Here is a 16,315-nt window from a genome sequence, read left to right on the forward strand (position 1 = left end):
TCGGGGCGGCACGGCGCGTGCGGCGAATCGGTGGGGTTACGGGATCCACGAATCCGGCCGCGTTGAAACTCAGGCCAGCAGGTGGGCAACGCCTTCACGCTCTTCGGTCAGTTCCTTGAGCGTGAGGTTGATGCGTTCCTGCGAGAACTCGTCGATCGGCAAACCTTGCACGATCGTGTATTCGCCATTCTCGGTCGTGACCGGGAAGCCGAACATGGTGCCTTCAGGGATGCCGTACGAACCATCCGATGGAATGCCCATCGTGGTCCACTTGCCGTTGGTGCCGAGGTACCAGTCGTGCATGTGGTCGATGGCTGCGTTGGCGGCCGACGCTGCCGACGACAGGCCGCGCGCTTCGATGATCGCAGCGCCGCGCTTGCCCACGGTTGGCAGGAAGGTGTCGCGGTTCCATGCATCGTCGTTGATGGTTTCCTTGACCGATGCGCCATCGATCTGGGCGAAACGGTAGTCGGCGTACATCGTTGGCGAGTGGTTGCCCCACACGCACAGTTTTTCGATCGAGGCGACCGGCTTGCCGGTTTTGGACGCGATCTGCGACAGGGCGCGGTTGTGGTCCAGGCGCAGCATGGCGGTGAAGTTCTTGGCCGGCAGCGACGGCGCCGATTTCATGGCGATGTAGGCGTTGGTGTTGGCAGGGTTGCCGACCACCAGCACCTTGACGTTGCGCGACGCGACGGCGTCGAGCGCCTTGCCTTGCACCGTGAAAATCTGGGCATTGGCTTCGAGCAAGTCCTTACGCTCCATGCCAGGACCGCGTGGACGGGCGCCGACCAGCAGGGCGAAATCGGCATCCTTGAAGGCGGTCATCGGGTCGGCGTGGGCGGTCATGCCGGCCAGCAGCGGAAATGCGCAGTCATCGATTTCCATCATGACGCCCTTGAGCGCTTTCTGGGCTTTCTCGTCAGCGATTTCCAGCAGTTGCAAAATGACTGGCTGGTCTTTGCCGAGCATGTCACCGTTCGCGATGCGGAACAGCAGGGAATAGCCGATCTGGCCGGCAGCGCCGGTGACAGCAACGCGCAGTGGGGTTTTAGCCATGATGAATCTCCAAAGTGGGAAAGAAAACGGTCGAAGCTGAGGATACGCTTGTTCGGGAAAACGGTAATGATACCAAATCGGCTACCAGGATTGGATACCACGGCCTGAACTTCCCGGCCCAGCCGGAAAAAACCGCGGGGCGATACGCGCGCATGCCGGATCGACCGCGAGTGTAGGCGTGCGAAAGCGATCTGTCAATTCATATCATATATCTTATATAAGACACATAACCTCCGGCGATTGCACTGGACTGGCAAGCCCGTTTGTGGTGAAATCCCGGTCTATGAATCCAGTCCCGACCCCTCCGATCTTGCATGGTACAACGGCCAGCGGGACCGGCGCTTCCGCCGGCGCGTCGGGCAGTTCGCCGACCTTCAGCCCCCTCTATCAGCAGATCAAGGCGCTCATCACGCAGGGCCTGCAGGCGGGCGAGTGGAAACCCGGCGAAATGATCCCCAGCGAAGTCGAGCTGGCCGGCCGCTTCAAGGTCAGCCAGGGCACGGTGCGCAAGGCGATCGACGAACTGGCCGCCGAAAACCTGGTGCTGCGGCGCCAGGGCAAGGGCACCTTCGTGGCCACCCACCACGAGGCGCGCGCGCATTTCCGCTTCCTGCGCCTGATGCCCGACGAAGGCGTGCCGCACCATCCCGACAACAAGATCATCGAAGTCAAGCGCATGCGCGCGCCGGCCGAAGTGGCGCGCCTGCTGGATCTGAAATCGGGCGACTCCGTAGTGTATATCAAGCGCGTGATGTCGTTCGACGGCACGCCGACAATTCTTGAAGAAATGTGGCTTCCCGGCCTCCTGTTCAAGGGGCTGACCGCGGAACGTCTGGTCGAGTACAAGGGTCCAATGTACGGGTTGTTCGAGTCCGAATTCGGCACGCGCATGATCCGTGCCAGCGAGAAAATCCGCGCGCTCGGGGCCGACGCCGGCGCCGCCCAATTTCTCGGGGTGCCGGAAGGCACGCCACTGCTGTGCGCGGAGCGCGTGTCGTTCACTTACGGCGACAAGGCGGTCGAGCTGCGCCGCGGCCTGTACCTGACCACGCATCACCATTACCAGAATGACTTGTCGTAGTTTCAAGACAAGTGTTGCCGAACCGCGATTGACCCTCGATTCAGGCGTCGACAGTGCGACGGTGCGGTGCACAAAATGCCCGTTCCGTTTAAAATGCATTGATCATAAGAAAGTAGCGAACATCTGCCCATATTGTTGCTGAAGTTGCCAATCCCAAGAGGAATATTGGTGCATTTCGGCAAAATGGGCGAAAATTGCGGGTTAATTACAATTTAGTTAGTCAAAGGGGAGGTACTGCCATGTCCGAAGCCGTGAAGGAAGTTCCAAAAAAAGAACGGCCCGAGATCCGTAACATTCATGTTACCGATTTGATGAATTACAATATGACGCCTGGCGCCTACGTGTCGATCCTGCACCGCATCAGCGGCGCGGCGATCTTCCTGATGCTGCCGTTCCTGCTGTACCTGTTCCAGAACAGCGTCCAGTCCGAAATATCGTTCGCGTATTTCCAGGGCATCCTCTCGCATCCGCTGTCCAAACTGGTCCTGCTGGGCCTGATCTGGGCCTATATGCACCACTTCTGCGCCGGTTTCCGCCACCTGTTCATGGACATGCACATGGGCATCGAGAAAGATTCCTCGCGCCATAGCGCTGTCAGCGTGCTGGTTGTCAGCCTGATCCTGACCGCACTGGCTGGTCTCAAACTGTTTGGAGTGTTTTGATGGCAAAGAATAATGTCGGACGTAACCGCCTCGTCGTCGGCGCCCATTACGGCCTGAAAGACTGGCTGGCCCAGCGCCTCACCGCGGTCGTGATGGCCGTGTACACCTTCACCTTGCTGATCTCCTTCCTGACTGGCAATAACTTCACGTATGAAGGCTGGGCTCACCTGTTCTCGCAACAGTGGTTCAAGCTGTTCAGCCTGGTGACTTTCGCCGGCCTGTACTACCACGCCTGGGTCGGCATGCGCGACATCTGGATGGATTACATCAAACCGGTCGGCGTGCGCCTGACCCTGCAAGCGCTCACCATCCTGTGGCTGGTCGGCTGCGCAGCCTGGACTGTACAAATTCTCTGGAGCGTTTAATCGTGGCAGCAATCAAAAAAGCACTTCCTACCCGCCGTTTCGACGCGGTCATCATCGGCGCCGGCGGTTCGGGCATGCGCGCATCCCTGCAACTGGCTGAAGCCGGCCTGAACGTTGCCGTGCTGTCGAAAGTCTTCCCGACCCGTTCGCACACGGTCGCGGCCCAGGGCGGCATCGGCGCGTCCCTCGGCAATATGTCGGAAGATAACTGGCACTGGCATATGTTCGACACCGTCAAGGGTGGCGATTACCTGGGCGACCAGGATGCGATCGAATTCATGTGCCGCGAAGCACCGAAGGTCGTCTACGAGCTGGAACACTTCGGCATGCCGTTCGACCGCAATCCGGACGGCACGATTTACCAGCGTCCGTTCGGCGGCCACACCGCCAACCAGGGCGAAAAACCGGTCCAGCGCGCGTGCGCGGCGGCCGACCGTACCGGTCACGCGCTGCTGCACACGCTGTACCAGCGTAACGTGCGCGCGCGCACCCACTTCTTCGTGGAGTGGATGGCGATCGACATCATCCGCGACGCCGACGGCGATTGCGTGGGCGTCGTGGCGCTCGAAATGGAAACCGGCGAATGCATGATCCTGGAAGCGAAGACCACCATCTTCGCCACCGGCGGCGCAGGGCGCATCTTCGCCGCCTCGACCAATGCCTTCATTAACACCGGCGACGGCATGGGCATGGCCGCGCGCGCCGGCCTGCCGCTGCAGGACATGGAATTCTGGCAGTTCCACCCGACCGGCGTGTCCGGCGCGGGCGTCTTGATTACCGAAGGGGTGCGCGGCGAAGGCGGCATCCTGATCAACAGCAATGGCGAACGCTTCATGGAGCGCTATGCGCCGACCCTGAAAGACCTGGCGCCGCGCGACTTCGTGTCGCGTTCGATGGACCAGGAAATCAAGGAAGGCCGCGGCTGCGGTCCGAACAAGGACCACGTGCTGCTGGACCTGCGCCACATCGGTGCCGACACCATCGCCAAGCGCCTGCCGTCGATTCTCGAAATCGGCCACAAGTTCGCCAACGTCGACGCCACCAAGGAACCGATCCCGGTGGTGCCGACGATTCACTACCAGATGGGCGGTATTCCGACCAATATCCACGGCCAGGTGGTGGTGCCGAAAGACGGCAACCCGGTTTCCGTGGTCAATGGCCTGTACGCGATCGGCGAATGCGCCTGCGTCTCGGTGCACGGCGCCAACCGCCTCGGCACCAACTCGCTGCTCGACCTGATCGTGTTCGGCCGCGCGGCCGGCAACCACGTGGTCGCGTCCAACCTGAAGCAAAAGGAAAACAAGCCTTTGCCGAAGGATGCGGCCGACTTCGCCATGGACCGCATGGACCGCCTGGAACACTCGACCGGCAGCGAAAAAGTGCAGGGCGTGGCCAACGATATCCGCGCCACCATGCAGAAGTACTGCGGCGTGTTTCGCACCGACGAGCTGCTGACCCAGGGCTACAAGGAAATCATGGTGCTCGACGAGCGCCGCAAGCACGTTTCGTTCAAGGACAAGTCCAAGGTGTTCAACACCGCGCGCGTCGAAGCGCTGGAACTGGATAATCTCATTGAAACGGCGAAAGCGACCATCACATCGGCAGTGGCACGCAAGGAATCGCGCGGCGCGCATGCGCACAGCGACTTCCCGAACCGCGACGACGAAGTCTGGATGAAGCACACCTTGTTCTTCTCGGAAGGCAACCGCCTCGAGTACAAGCCTGTGATCACCAAGCCGCTGACGGTCGATACCTTCAAGCCGAAACCACGTACTTTCTAAGGTCAGAACATGACACGCACCGTAAAACTGAAAATCTACCGCTACGATCCCGACCAGGATGCCAAGCCGTACATGCAAGACGTGACCGTCGAGCTGCAGGACACCGACAAGATGCTGCTCGACGCCCTGCAGCGCATCAAGTCGGACGTGGACGATACCCTGAGCCTGCGCCGCTCCTGCCGTGAAGGCGTGTGCGGTTCGGACGCGATGAACATCAATGGCAAGAACGGCCTGGCCTGCACCACCAACCTGAACGAGCTGACCGAGCCGATCGTCCTGCGTCCGCTGGCCGGCCTGCCGGTGATCCGCGACCTGATCGTCGACATGACGCAGTTTTTCAAGCAGTACGATTCGATCAAGCCGTACCTGGTGAACGAGTCGATCCCGCCTGAAAAAGAGCGCCTGCAGACCCCGACCGAGCGCGAAGAGCTCGACGGCCTGTACGAGTGCATCCTGTGCGCCTGCTGCTCGACCTCGTGCCCGTCGTTCTGGTGGAATCCGGACAAGTTCGTCGGCCCTGCCGGTCTCTTGCAAGCCTACCGCTTCATCGCAGACAGCCGCGACGAAGCCACCGGCGAGCGCCTGGACAACCTGGAAGACCCGTACCGCCTGTTCCGCTGCCACTCGATCATGAATTGCGTCGACGTTTGCCCGAAGGGTTTGAACCCGAACAAGGCGATCGGCAAGATCAAGGAATTGATGGTTCGCCGCGCTGTATAAGGCACCTTGGCGGGCGCGGCGCGGACCACTTTGTCCGCGTCGCGCCCGCTTGCCATCCGGCACGCTTTTGCATGCCTCGCGGTATGGTGTCTGCTTGTCAGTAATACAGTAAAAGTACCGTACTGCCGAAATCGGGCAGGCGGAGTATAGTGTTGACCCAACGACGGACTCTAGAGTGAATACGCACCAATCCGACCCGGCCAACCGCTCGCGACTGCGCTGGCGCAGCCGCCGGGGTTTGCTCGAAAACGACCTGATCCTCACGCGCTTCCTTGACGCGCATGAGGAAGGGTTGACAGATGAAGAAGTCGATGCGCTGACCCGGCTGCTCGATCTGGCGGACAATCCGCTGATGGACCTGATCCTGGCGCGCAAAGAGCCCGAAGGTGAAGTCGATTTGCCGCATGTGCGCGCCTTGCTGTTGCGCCTGCAGCAAGCGTGAACGTGGCAACAGCCCGTGGCAACCGCCCGTGGCAATAGCTCGACAAGTTTCGTAATTTTTATTTTGTAGACCTCACCTCCCAAGAAGGAAGTGCCATGAACATCTCTGATACCAAAGCCACCCTGTCGTTTTCCGATGGCAGCACGCCCATCGACATGCCGATTTACAAGGGCACCGTTGGCCCGGACGTCATCGACATCCGCAAGCTGTACGCCCAAACCGGCAAATTCACGTACGACCCGGGCTTCATGTCGACCGCCGCCTGCAACTCGACCATCACCTACATCGATGGCGACAAGGGCGAACTGCTGTACCGCGGTTACCCGATCGAGCAACTGGCCGTCAATTGCGACTTCCTGGAAACCTGCTACCTGCTGCTGAACGGCGAACTGCCGAACAAAGAAGAAAACCAGAAATTCAGCGACACCGTCACCAAGCACACCATGGTGCACGAGCAGATGCAATTTTTCTTCCGCGGCTTCCGCCGTGACGCGCACCCGATGTCGGTGCTGGTTGGCACGGTCGGCGCGCTGGCCTCGTTCTACCACGACTCGCTCGACATCAACGACCCGCATCACCGCGAAGTATCGGCCATCCGCCTGATCGCCAAGATGCCGACCCTGGTCGCCATGTCGTACAAATACTCGATCGGCCAGCCGTTCGTGTACCCACGCAACGACCTGTCGTACAGCGCCAACTTCATGCGCATGATGTTCGGCAATCCGTGCGAAGAATACAAAGTCAACGAAGTGCTGGTGCGCGCACTCGACCGCATCCTGATCCTGCACGCGGACCACGAGCAGAACGCGTCGACCTCGACCGTTCGCCTGGCTGGTTCTTCGGGCGCCAACCCGTTCGCCTGTATCGCTGCCGGCATCGCCTGCCTGTGGGGCCCGGCGCACGGTGGCGCGAACGAAGCGGCACTGAACATGCTCAAGGAAATCGGCACCGTCGACAAGATTCCTGAGTTCATCGCCAAGGTGAAAGACAAGAACTCCGGCGTCAAGCTGATGGGTTTCGGTCACCGCGTGTACAAGAACTTCGATCCGCGCGCCAAGCTGATGCGCGAAACCTGCCACGAAGTGCTGCAAGAGCTCGGTCTGCAGGACGACCCGCTGTTCAAGCTGGCCATGGCGCTGGAAAAAATCGCGCTGGAAGACGAATACTTCGTGTCGCGCAAGCTGTACCCGAACGTCGACTTCTACTCGGGCATCGTGCAATCGGCGCTGGGCATTCCGGTGTCGCTGTTTACCGGTATCTTCGCAATGGCGCGCACCATCGGCTGGATCGCGCAATGGAACGAGATGATTTCCGATCCGGAGCAAAAGATCGGCCGTCCACGCCAGCTGTTCGTCGGCTCGCCGACGCGCGACGTGAAACCGATGGACAAGCGCTGATCGAAGCGCGTTGCCATTAAAAAAAGCGAGCCGATGGCTCGCTTTTTTATTGCCTGCTTGTGAGGCCTGGCACCCGGCGCATTTGATAGCATAACATTCGAACCCGTCGTTTGTTACGGCTGGATTCGAATCCGTCGTTTGTTACCAGAGCACTCAAAACCGTCATTCCTGCCATTGGCAGAAATGACTTCCCGCGCAGGCGGGAATCCAAGGTGTGTCTGCTAATCGAAGGTGCCTTGGATTCCCGCCTGCGCCGGAATGATGTTCGGTCAGAGGACTGTAAGTCCGTGACCCTGGCGCTCGCTTCTTGTGGATGCGCGCCCGCTCACTCGCCTGCTGGCAGTTCGATCAGGCGCGCTTTCAGGCTCGCTGGTCCGCCCACCGGTTTTTTGGCCGTGAAAAAGGCGGTGGCTTTGTCGGGCCATTGCACCGTCTCGCTCTGGCCATTGCCCAGTTGTGCCGTCGTGGTTTTGACGGTGCCCACTTGCATCGTCATGCTCATGGTGGTGCCCCCCGTCGATTCGACAGACAGCTTGTAGCGCTTGGGCGCGGTGGGGTACTTGTTCGCGACCCGGCCCAGGCCCCAGTTCGAATAGTTAATCTGGGTCATCGGCCGCGTCGTGGTCGTGCCCCACACCAGCGACTGGCTGAAGGTGTCGTACACCCCTTGCGAGCCAACACCATCGATCAGAATCCAGGTGCCGCGCAGCGAGAGCAGGTTGACGCGCGATTCCGGCACGCGCGCAATGCCGTTGCCGTCGATATGGCCAGTCTGGCCCAGCACCCGGCGCAGGCTCTTGCGTACCAGGTCGAGCTGGGCAGGCGGCGACGCGGACCAGTCTGCGCCAATTTCCACATAGATCGCGAAGGGTGTGTTGTAGTTGCGGTCGACGACATAGGCGCCGTATTTCATCAACGTCCTGGCGACCTTCAGCAGCCGCGCATCGGTGATCTTGCTCAGGTCGAAATCGGGCGGCAGCATGACGCGCGCGCCTTCGGGAATCCGGCCCGTGTTCGGCTTGTCCGGTATCGGAGTGTCGGCTGCCGTCGCCGGATAGGTGTAGCGGTCGGCCCCGGCCAGCAATCCCGTGAAATCGAGCGACATGGACAGGGCGTGCTCGAACAGGGGTTTTCCATCATTGGCCTCGGCGATGCGGATCATGCCGCCCGTCGGCGCGGGACCGGCCGCGCGCGCTCCCTGATAGTGATGGGCCGGGTCGCCCCAGCCAGTGCCGTTCAAAGGCGTCCATGACACCCTGGTCGCGGTCCACTTGCCTTCGGCGTTTTTCTTCAGGTTGGAAAACGAATAGATCCGGTTCAGGCCCGCATCGACGATATCGGCATGGCCATCGCTGCCTTTCGCGGGAACAGTGTTCGCCGGCCAATGGGGAATCGTGTAGGTCGGGGTCGACATCTCGGTGTCGGTATCGACCACGCCGCTCCTGCCGGCGACCGGGTAAATCAGCATCGGTGCGTCGCTGGCTTTTGCTTCAAAAATGCCGGATGAGTAATCGCCGCCTTGAATGGCCGGATTCCATGTGGTGGCCGGGATTTGCCAGGTGTCGAATACCGGCTTGACCGGATAGGAATTCCAGAGCGAATCGGCGGCAAAGGGTTTTTGGTAGGTGCCAAAAGGTACCGTGGGTACGGTCTGTGCGTACGCCTGCGTCACGGACACCAGCGCGAGTGTTCCAACAGCTACAAGTAATTTCATCTGAAAAATCCTCGGAATGGATACGGCATTGCATAAAGGCCGCAAGTGGAACGGTAAGAATGAAAATGGAAGGTCGTCAGTTTTGGCTGATGCTTATATCAGCGGATTTAACAATATCATATTATTCCGAAGAGAAAGTACTTTGGCTTATTTTATCCGCGATAAATATCGGATATCCATGAATCTACCCGATATTCATACATTCGAATTAATAAGTTTTTTGTTTTAGTAATAGCATTAAAAAATATAATATGTGCATCAGGTCGATAATGTTAATTGAAGCAGGTTAATATTAGTTATCATCTCGCCATGGCGATGGGCGATCGTGCCGGTGCCCGTCCGGGGCGTGTACAATCGCGTATCATCCCGCCCTTGCTTCCGGAAAGTCAGAATGAAGAAAACACTGCTGGCCTGCATCCTTTCCCTGTTCACCCTGGGCGCGTTTGCCCAACCATCCGACCCTGCCGCGCCGTATACGAAGCAGATCAACGCCTTTATCGACGAATGGCACGACGACGCCGCGCACGCGCGTCCGGCCTATTTCGACAAGATGGCGAAGCATGGGGTTTATATCGGCACTGACAAGACCGAGCTGTGGAACCGCGACCAGTTCAAGACGTGGGCCAAACGCTTCTTCGACAAGGGTGCGGCGTGGTCCTTTAAAGCCACCAAGCGCAATGTATATATGTCCGCCGACAAGAACTTCATCTGGTTCGACGAACTGCTCGACACCCAGGTGGGCGTGTGCCAGGCCAGCGGAGTTATGCGCAAGACGGACAAGGGATTCGAGATCGAGCATTATCAGCTCTCCATCGCGGTTCCCAATCCGGTGGCGGACAAGGTGACCAAAACGATCAAGGATTTTGAAGCGGCTCCGTCCGTGAAATAACCCCCAGCGAAACGCCAGCACGTGCTCAATCGACCTCACTATATTGGCCGCTTCGCGCCCTCGCCATCCGGTCCGCTGCACCAGGGATCGCTGGTGGCGGCCATGGCCAGCTATCTGGACGCCAAAGCCCATCATGGCCGCTGGCTGGTGCGGATCGAAGATGTGGACGAAGGCCGCAGCGTGCCGGGCGCCGCTGAAGGCATATTGGCGCTCCTGCGATCCCTGGGCATGGACTGGGATGGCGACGTGGTCTGGCAGAGCCGGCGCAAGCAGCTGTACCAGGCCGCCGCCGACAAACTCGGCGCGCACGTCTATCCCTGCGGCTGCAACCGCCGCGAAATCGCCGATTCCCGCCTCGGCACCGCACCCGATGGTTCCGCCATCTATCCCGGCACCTGCCGTAATGGCTTGGCGCCAGGCAAGACCATGCGTAGTCTGCGCGTACGGGTGCCCGACATGCGGGTATCCGACATGCGGGTACCCGACATGCGGGTACCCGACGCGGCCGGGACGGCAGGCAGCATCAGTCGTCCCGCCACCACGGGCAGTAGTCTCGCCACCCGGGCTAGCAGTCCCGCCACCCCGGCCAGCATTTCCGCGACCCCGACCGATGCCGGCCTGATTGCATTCACCGACCGCGCCGCCGGTTACATGGCGCAACATCTGGCAACCGAGTCAGGCGATTTCGTGCTCAAGCGCGCCGATGGCTTCTGGGCCTACCAGCTTGCCGTCGTTGTCGATGACGCGGAGCAGGGCGTTACCGACATCGTGCGCGGCGCCGACCTGATCGATTCGACGCCGCGCCAGATTTATCTGCAGCGCCTGCTGGGCGTGCCTACTCCGCGCTATCTGCATGTGCCGGTCGTGCGCAATGCGGATGGCGAAAAGCTCTCCAAACAGACAGGCGCGCTGGCGGTAGCCCCCGACAATGAAGGCCAAGCCTTGCGCGCACTGCAGGCCGCCGCCGCATTCCTGCAACTGCCTGTCGCGCCGACGGACTCGATCAGCACATTCTGGCAAGCGGCGATCCCCGCCTGGGCGAACCGTGTCGGATTGTCGTGCGGGCCCGCCTGAGCAGACGATGCCGGCCGGGCCGTGCTCAGCGCCGCTTCTTGCGCGCGATGAATCCCAGTACGCCCAATCCCAATGCCATCATCGCCCAGGAACCCGGCTCCGGCACCGCCACGATGAAGCCGCGGATTTCGCCGGCCGGAAACTGCGCGGAGTGGATGTTGAAGTAAGCCTTGTTGGCGGCAAAGCCCTGGATCAGCGCGGCGCGCGCCTGTTCCACGGTCCCGCCACTGGCCTGCAGGAAGCCGGGGTTGAACGCGGAGGGATCGGCCAGGCTGAGCGTGGCGTTGAACACGCCTTGCCTGACATCCGTCGGAAAGCCGAACTGGTTAAGCTCGGGCGTTGCCGGTGGCGCGATGCCGCTCAGCAGATCGGCGGTGCAGCAGTGGATGTGCGCCGTGGTGGTGGTACCGCGCAGATTGAAGAAAGGAACGTTCATCGACAAGGTCATGGCAAGGTCGTCGATGATGAAGGTGGCGATGCTGAATGCGGGCGATGCATTCGGCTGCGCCTCGCTCGGGCCGCTCATGGTGGCGCGGTAGGTGGTGACGTCGGCGAACGCCGGCCGTGCAAGCAGCATGGCAAACACGATTGCCAGCGATGAGAGGATACGGTTCATGCATGTTCTCCTGAGGTGACGACACGAATGGCGAGTCAAGCGGTTCCAGCGAGCACGAAACCGGCATCGACAACGTGAACACGCGAGGGGAGAGCCGCAGCTGGGTTGGCTTTGGGAAGCACGAAGCGGGCGCCATCGACGCGGTACAGAGGTTCGACCTCGCCGCATCGATAAATACGCCCGGGATGTTCACTATTTTTTTGTATCCGTCCAGACGGCAACAGTGCTATTTTCTCTGGATCGTGATTTGCCCATCGGCTTCAAGAAACGCGCAGCGCATGTCCTTGATGTCGCAATCGGAGCAGCGCAGGGCCTGGTCGACCTCTTCGCGTGAAATCCGGCAACGTTTCATCACCTTGTCGTACAGTTCGCCGTCGCGTCCCAGCAGCACGGCGCTGCCGTCGAGAATGTCGGACATTTTCTTGCTGCGCGATGACAGGAACGACATCGTCATATTCAGTCCGACCAGCACCACCGCCACGATGAAGCCGCCGACCAGCGATTGATCGCCGCCCGTCAGCGAATTGGACACCGCCTCGCTGAGCAGCATCACCACCAGCAGGTCGAAGGGCGTGAACTGGCCCACCGTGCGGCGCCCGGACACGCGCACCATGACCAGCAGGATCAGATACACGGCCGCGCCGCGCACGACGAATTCCCACCAGGGATGGCTCATCTCGAACATCGGGGTTCCTTTCAGGGATGCAGCATGGCGCACTGCGGATTTTTATCATATTGTAAAGAAATGGGGGCAAACGTGGATTTCCGCATGTGCGGTGCTTGCCCAGCCAGTCACAACAAAAGTTGTACATACAACTCATTTTTATGTTAATTTCATGTTTCATGGAAATTATGAAAATAACTATAAAGGAGACAGGAATGAAGTTGTTGTCAGTATTGTTGGGACTCGTTTTGATCGCCGATGCACGCGCCGATGCATCTTTGCTGGGAGACACCGTCGACGCCGGCATGTACCGCACCATCGACACCGGCAAAGGGGTGGGGCGCATCAACGGATTCGGTCTGGACAGCCCGTTTGTCGTCGAGAACGGCCTGGCCGACCAGAAAAACTATAGCGTTGCCTACACGCTCAATGTCGACGCCGACCGCTTCGTCATGGATTACCGGAACCCGTTCGCCTGGGGCGCCGGGATTGTCTTTCGCCTGACTGACCTGGACTTCAGCAACGGTGCGTCGCTGCAATCGCTGATGGTCGATACCAATATGGTGGGTTACGGCCTGACCTTCGGCGCCGACTACGTCGAAATCAACCTGAGCGGCGTGAGCGGCACGCGCGATGCCTACTTCAGTGGCCAGTTCATTACCACGGCGGTGCCTGAACCGACCTCGATCGCGATGCTCTCGCTGGGACTGGCGGTGGTCGGCTTCGGCGCACATCGCGCCCGCAAGGCCCGGCAAGCCTGACGCGAACTGCGCAGCTGCTCGCGCCCGCCGTGAGGCTGCTTGCGCAAGGCGGCCCGCCCGGGTCGCCAATAGCTGCGCTGGCGCCGCCGAATCGGCTGGCGCATAATGCGGCATGTTCAAACTGACCTTTCTCGGCACGTCCTCGGGCGTGCCCACCAAAAACCGCAACGTCACCGCGCTGGCGCTGCAGACCTCCCTGAACCGCGACTGGTGGCTGATCGACTGCGGCGAGGGCACCCAGCACCGCCTGCAGCACGTTCCCCTGACGGTGCACGACCTGGCCGGCATTTGCATCACCCACATCCATGGCGATCACAGCTATGGCTTGCCCGGTTTCCTGGCCAGCGCCGCCATGAACGGACGCAAGCGCCCGCTGATCCTCATCGCGCCGCTGGCCGTCAAGGCCTGGCTGGATGCGACCATGCTGCATACCGAGCTGTTCCTGCCATTTCCGCTGATCCATGTGGATGTCACCGGCGAGCAGCAGGTGCACCAGGAACCGGGCCTGACGATCGAGCGTCACCACCTGTCGCACCGGGCGCCGAGCGTCGGCTTTCGCTTCGCCGTCGAGACCGTCAAATGGAAGCTCGACAGCGCTGCCTTGCGCGCGCGCGGCGTGCCGTCCGGTCCGCTCTGGGGCAAGTTGCAGGCCGGGCACGATGTGACGCTGGACGACGGCACGACGCTGGCGGCCGCCGATTTCCGCGTGTCCGATGTCCAGCGCGCGGTGGCGGTGATTGGCGGCGACAACGATACCCCAGCGCTGCTGAGCGACGCCTGCGCGGACGCGCAAGTGCTGGTGCACGAGGCGACCTACACCGAGGCCATCCTGCAGAAAGTCGGACCCGGGCCGACCCACAGCTCCGTGCAGCGCGTGGCGCAGTTCGCCACCGAACGCGGCTTGCCGAATTTGATCCTGACGCATTTCAGCGCGCGCTACGACAATCCGGAAGGCATGGCGGAACTGGAAGCGGAGGCGCGCCAGCATTACGCGGGCAACCTGTTCCTGGCGCAAGATTTTGCCAGCTATGAACTGGATGCGGCCGGGGTAGTGCGGAAGCTTTGAGCGGCCCGAACCACTACCCGGTTTTGCACTGCCGCGCTACCCGCATTGGCGTACGCGGGGGGCGGCACCGTTTGCTGTGCGTCAAATGTGCGCGCAGCCGATTGGCCATCATCTGCAACTTACAGCCTCAGGCGTGCAATGCAGGAAATCCAACGACTGCGTAGGCAATATGGATAGAACCACGTATAGTTGCTGTGTAAATAACAATCTTCTGTCGTGAGCTCCCATGAATAAACTCTTGTCAGTTCTCCTGTTGACCTGTGCCAGTACGTGCGCAACGGCGGGCCCGGAAACGATCGTCGACTGTCGCGATCCTGACCACCCGGTTCCGAATATGCCCTGGCTGCCGGACGGAGCCAAGACCAACGCATGTCACCAGACGCTCATCGGCGCCGGACTCAATTCCAACTACGACGTCGTTACCAACGGCGTTGCCGCGTGGCGCGACGGCTTGCTGAGCGCTGTGAGGGACCAGCATGCATCCGCCGCATTCCAGCCGCAGGGATATCCGGCCGGCGACTGGCTGGAGCACGGCAGTACCGGCCAGGCCGGCGAACTGTGGTGGGGACGGACCGCGCGCTATCACGTAATCGCCGGCCAGGAGAGTTTCAAGCGCCTGCAAAGGGAAATGCGGCTGCTGCCGGTGCGCGAGCAGATGGCGATGAGTGCCTGGGCCACCCAGCGCCTGATGGCGCAGGTCAGCAAGAAACCCATGCCGCGCCAGCCCGGCGACACGAAGTACATGATGTTCACCAAGCCGTCGCTCAATTACCGCCAGTTCGGCGCCACCAAGGCCACCTTTGAGGGTGGCTATGGCGGTGACGGACAGGTGCCGCCAGGCGAGGTGCAGGACGCGCGCATTACGCTGCAAACGTCCCCGGTGGTCAGCGGCACGCTGACCTTCACGCTCAACGTGGACGGCAAGCGGCGCGCGTTCAGCGTTCCGCTGATGGTCACGCCCGAAACAGAATATCGGATTCATGCGGCGGCGCCCACGCTGGTCAACGGCGCGCCGGTCGAGTGCCGCAAACGCCCGCCACCGAAGCAACCGATGGGCGACGCATGCGAGTACGGCGTGGCCGTGCCGGCCAGCCAGTACGATCCGCCGCCGGAGCGCTACGACGCTCTCGGCGCGTTCTTCGGCGATCGTGCCGGCCTGGTGGGGGTGCGCTTTCGCCTGACGCTCAACATCAAGGAACGCAACCGGAGGGAGACCGTGGTCACCGGCGCGATCGCCCTGCGCGCCGAACCATAGCGTGCCGCGTCAGCGGAATGGCGTTGACACGCTGTCAGCGTCACCGGGCAGGCGCTCCTGAACGGCAGTGTTATTTGCTGGCCGGTGGGCCCGGATGTCGAGATTGCCAAGCTGCCATCTCGATCCTGTAGCGGTCCATCGCATCGTCGTACAGATCGAATACGCAGGGCGTGCAGCCGCTGCGGCAGCAATCTTCCAGGCCGGGCTGGACTGGTGGCCGCGGAGCGGATTCTTGCCGGGAGGCTGGCTTGGCAACCGTCGCGATGCCCTTGGGCGAAGACTTACGCGGCATACGCGACCAGTCCCTCCACCAGCGAAAACGACGCATCGCGGTTCAGGTCCATGCTCATACGGCCGTCCTCACTTTTCCTGGTCCAGGATCGCCTGGATCTCAGCCCGTTCGCGCGCGCTCACATGGCCGCGCAACGCCGCCAGCACCAGTTCCTTGCCGGACCCCGAAAACGCCTTGTGGATCAATTCCTTGATCAGGCTGGTCTGGAGCGAATCCTGCGGCTGCGCCGGCGCGTACACATGCGCGCGGGCGCTTTCGTCGCGCGTGAGCAAGCCCTTGGTGTGCATCAGCTGGAGCAGGCGCAGCACGGTCGCGTACGCCATGTCGGGGCGGCTGGCCACAGCCGCCTGGTGCACCTGTTTGGCGCTGGCCGGACCGAGTTGCCACAGCAGGCGCAGCATCTCCAGTTCCGATGCGGTGGGCTTGGGGGTGGCGGACGGCTCGGACATGGGGGAAGGTACTGGTGGGAATGCATCT

Annotated in this window: 18 protein-coding genes; 12 read left to right on the forward strand and 6 right to left on the reverse strand. The window is 61.1% G+C overall.

Going from position 1 to position 16,315, the window contains the following annotated elements:
• Window positions 1-69: 69 nt before the first annotated feature.
• Complete coding sequence (locus tag RBA40_RS00235) at window positions 70-1,059, reverse strand: malate dehydrogenase (RefSeq protein WP_099876294.1); 990 nt, start codon at window positions 1,057-1,059, stop codon at window positions 70-72.
• Between the two features lie 283 nt (window positions 1,060-1,342).
• Here RBA40_RS00235 and RBA40_RS00240 point away from each other — a divergent pair, with 283 nt between their 5' ends.
• The 7 genes from RBA40_RS00240 (at window position 1,343) to RBA40_RS00270 (ending at window position 7,507) form a co-directional block, all read left to right on the forward strand.
• Window positions 1,343-2,140 (forward strand): GntR family transcriptional regulator, encoded by a 798-nt coding sequence (locus tag RBA40_RS00240; protein WP_099876296.1) that lies wholly within the window; start codon window positions 1,343-1,345, stop codon window positions 2,138-2,140.
• Window positions 2,141-2,379: 239 nt separating this feature from the next.
• Window positions 2,380-2,802, forward strand: a complete 423-nt coding sequence (gene sdhC / locus RBA40_RS00245) for a succinate dehydrogenase, cytochrome b556 subunit (protein ID WP_099876300.1) — start codon at window positions 2,380-2,382, stop codon at window positions 2,800-2,802.
• Complete coding sequence (gene sdhD, locus RBA40_RS00250; RefSeq protein WP_099876302.1) at window positions 2,802-3,167, forward strand: succinate dehydrogenase, hydrophobic membrane anchor protein; 366 nt, start codon at window positions 2,802-2,804, stop codon at window positions 3,165-3,167. Before sdhC ends, sdhD begins: the two co-directional genes overlap by 1 nt.
• 2 nt (window positions 3,168-3,169) lie before the next feature.
• Window positions 3,170-4,948: a succinate dehydrogenase flavoprotein subunit gene (gene sdhA / locus RBA40_RS00255; RefSeq protein ID WP_306645018.1), complete on the forward strand. Its 1,779-nt coding sequence runs from the start codon at window positions 3,170-3,172 to the stop codon at window positions 4,946-4,948.
• A gap of 9 nt (window positions 4,949-4,957) precedes the next feature.
• Complete coding sequence (locus RBA40_RS00260) at window positions 4,958-5,668, forward strand: succinate dehydrogenase iron-sulfur subunit (RefSeq protein ID WP_306645020.1); 711 nt, start codon at window positions 4,958-4,960, stop codon at window positions 5,666-5,668.
• Between the two features lie 175 nt (window positions 5,669-5,843).
• Window positions 5,844-6,110 (forward strand): FAD assembly factor SdhE, encoded by a 267-nt coding sequence (locus tag RBA40_RS00265; RefSeq protein ID WP_099876308.1) that lies wholly within the window; start codon window positions 5,844-5,846, stop codon window positions 6,108-6,110.
• A gap of 95 nt (window positions 6,111-6,205) precedes the next feature.
• Complete coding sequence (locus RBA40_RS00270; protein WP_099876310.1) at window positions 6,206-7,507, forward strand: citrate synthase; 1,302 nt, start codon at window positions 6,206-6,208, stop codon at window positions 7,505-7,507.
• Between the two features lie 325 nt (window positions 7,508-7,832).
• On the opposite strand, the gene RBA40_RS00275 is transcribed toward RBA40_RS00270, so the two are convergent.
• Window positions 7,833-9,221: an Atrophin-1 multi-domain protein gene (locus tag RBA40_RS00275; protein ID WP_306645022.1), complete on the reverse strand. Its 1,389-nt coding sequence runs from the start codon at window positions 9,219-9,221 to the stop codon at window positions 7,833-7,835.
• 391 nt (window positions 9,222-9,612) lie between these two features.
• On the opposite strand from RBA40_RS00275, the gene RBA40_RS00280 reads away from it, so the two are divergent.
• Together RBA40_RS00280 and gluQRS are read left to right on the forward strand one after the other, a co-directional pair.
• On the forward strand, window positions 9,613-10,110 hold the full coding sequence (locus tag RBA40_RS00280) for a nuclear transport factor 2 family protein (protein ID WP_306645024.1): 498 nt from the start codon (window positions 9,613-9,615) through the stop codon (window positions 10,108-10,110).
• A 21-nt stretch (window positions 10,111-10,131) separates the two neighbouring features.
• Window positions 10,132-11,184 (forward strand): tRNA glutamyl-Q(34) synthetase GluQRS, encoded by a 1,053-nt coding sequence (gene gluQRS / locus RBA40_RS00285; RefSeq protein WP_306645025.1) that lies wholly within the window; start codon window positions 10,132-10,134, stop codon window positions 11,182-11,184.
• Between the two features lie 25 nt (window positions 11,185-11,209).
• Here gluQRS and RBA40_RS00290 read toward each other — a convergent pair whose 3' ends face one another.
• Both RBA40_RS00290 and RBA40_RS00295 read right to left on the reverse strand, forming a co-directional pair.
• The gene (locus tag RBA40_RS00290) at window positions 11,210-11,800 is read right to left on the reverse strand and encodes a CHRD domain-containing protein (RefSeq protein ID WP_306645026.1); all 591 of its coding nucleotides are present in this window, start codon (window positions 11,798-11,800) and stop codon (window positions 11,210-11,212) included.
• Window positions 11,801-12,026: 226 nt separating this feature from the next.
• Window positions 12,027-12,485, reverse strand: a complete 459-nt coding sequence (locus RBA40_RS00295; protein ID WP_306645027.1) for a DUF421 domain-containing protein — start codon at window positions 12,483-12,485, stop codon at window positions 12,027-12,029.
• 194 nt (window positions 12,486-12,679) lie between these two features.
• Here RBA40_RS00295 and RBA40_RS00300 point away from each other — a divergent pair, with 194 nt between their 5' ends.
• The 3 genes from RBA40_RS00300 (at window position 12,680) to RBA40_RS00310 (ending at window position 15,546) form a co-directional block, all read left to right on the forward strand.
• Entirely contained in the window at window positions 12,680-13,225 is a 546-nt protein-coding gene (locus RBA40_RS00300; RefSeq protein ID WP_306645029.1) for a PEP-CTERM sorting domain-containing protein, read from the forward strand.
• A gap of 112 nt (window positions 13,226-13,337) precedes the next feature.
• Window positions 13,338-14,291 (forward strand): ribonuclease Z, encoded by a 954-nt coding sequence (locus RBA40_RS00305; protein ID WP_306645030.1) that lies wholly within the window; start codon window positions 13,338-13,340, stop codon window positions 14,289-14,291.
• A gap of 334 nt (window positions 14,292-14,625) precedes the next feature.
• Complete coding sequence (locus RBA40_RS00310; RefSeq protein ID WP_306645032.1) at window positions 14,626-15,546, forward strand: hypothetical protein; 921 nt, start codon at window positions 14,626-14,628, stop codon at window positions 15,544-15,546.
• Window positions 15,547-15,616: 70 nt separating this feature from the next.
• Here the strand turns inward: RBA40_RS00310 and RBA40_RS00315 are convergent, their stop codons facing one another.
• Together RBA40_RS00315 and RBA40_RS00320 are read right to left on the reverse strand one after the other, a co-directional pair.
• Window positions 15,617-15,838 carry an oxidoreductase-like domain-containing protein gene (locus RBA40_RS00315; RefSeq protein ID WP_374710443.1) on the reverse strand — a complete coding sequence of 74 codons (222 nt, stop codon included), beginning with the start codon at window positions 15,836-15,838 and terminating at the stop codon, window positions 15,617-15,619.
• 68 nt (window positions 15,839-15,906) lie between these two features.
• On the reverse strand, window positions 15,907-16,287 hold the full coding sequence (locus RBA40_RS00320) for a BlaI/MecI/CopY family transcriptional regulator (RefSeq protein ID WP_099876335.1): 381 nt from the start codon (window positions 16,285-16,287) through the stop codon (window positions 15,907-15,909).
• Between the last annotated feature and the right edge of the window lie 28 nt (window positions 16,288-16,315).

Source organism: Massilia pseudoviolaceinigra (assembly GCF_030846505.1).
GTDB classification, from domain to species: domain Bacteria; phylum Pseudomonadota; class Gammaproteobacteria; order Burkholderiales; family Burkholderiaceae_D; genus Telluria_A; species Telluria_A violaceinigra.

Excerpts from the sequence above, each read along its gene's own strand:
- RBA40_RS00235 (WP_099876294.1), bottom strand. The coding sequence starts at position 1,059 with ATGGCTAAAACCCCACTGCGCGTTGCTGTCACCGGCGCTGCCGGCCAG.
- RBA40_RS00240 (WP_099876296.1), top strand. The coding sequence starts at position 1,343 with ATGAATCCAGTCCCGACCCCTCCGATCTTGCATGGTACAACGGCCAGC.
- sdhC (WP_099876300.1), top strand. The coding sequence starts at position 2,380 with ATGTCCGAAGCCGTGAAGGAAGTTCCAAAAAAAGAACGGCCCGAGATC.
- sdhD (WP_099876302.1), top strand. The coding sequence starts at position 2,802 with ATGGCAAAGAATAATGTCGGACGTAACCGCCTCGTCGTCGGCGCCCAT.
- RBA40_RS00260 (WP_306645020.1), top strand. The coding sequence starts at position 4,958 with ATGACACGCACCGTAAAACTGAAAATCTACCGCTACGATCCCGACCAG.
- RBA40_RS00270 (WP_099876310.1), top strand. The coding sequence starts at position 6,206 with ATGAACATCTCTGATACCAAAGCCACCCTGTCGTTTTCCGATGGCAGC.
- RBA40_RS00275 (WP_306645022.1), bottom strand. The coding sequence starts at position 9,221 with ATGAAATTACTTGTAGCTGTTGGAACACTCGCGCTGGTGTCCGTGACG.
- RBA40_RS00280 (WP_306645024.1), top strand. The coding sequence starts at position 9,613 with ATGAAGAAAACACTGCTGGCCTGCATCCTTTCCCTGTTCACCCTGGGC.
- RBA40_RS00290 (WP_306645026.1), bottom strand. The coding sequence starts at position 11,800 with ATGAACCGTATCCTCTCATCGCTGGCAATCGTGTTTGCCATGCTGCTT.
- RBA40_RS00295 (WP_306645027.1), bottom strand. The coding sequence starts at position 12,485 with ATGTTCGAGATGAGCCATCCCTGGTGGGAATTCGTCGTGCGCGGCGCG.
- RBA40_RS00300 (WP_306645029.1), top strand. The coding sequence starts at position 12,680 with ATGAAGTTGTTGTCAGTATTGTTGGGACTCGTTTTGATCGCCGATGCA.
- RBA40_RS00305 (WP_306645030.1), top strand. The coding sequence starts at position 13,338 with ATGTTCAAACTGACCTTTCTCGGCACGTCCTCGGGCGTGCCCACCAAA.
- RBA40_RS00310 (WP_306645032.1), top strand. The coding sequence starts at position 14,626 with ATGCCCTGGCTGCCGGACGGAGCCAAGACCAACGCATGTCACCAGACG.
- RBA40_RS00315 (WP_374710443.1), bottom strand. The coding sequence starts at position 15,838 with ATGCCGCGTAAGTCTTCGCCCAAGGGCATCGCGACGGTTGCCAAGCCA.
- RBA40_RS00320 (WP_099876335.1), bottom strand. The coding sequence starts at position 16,287 with ATGTCCGAGCCGTCCGCCACCCCCAAGCCCACCGCATCGGAACTGGAG.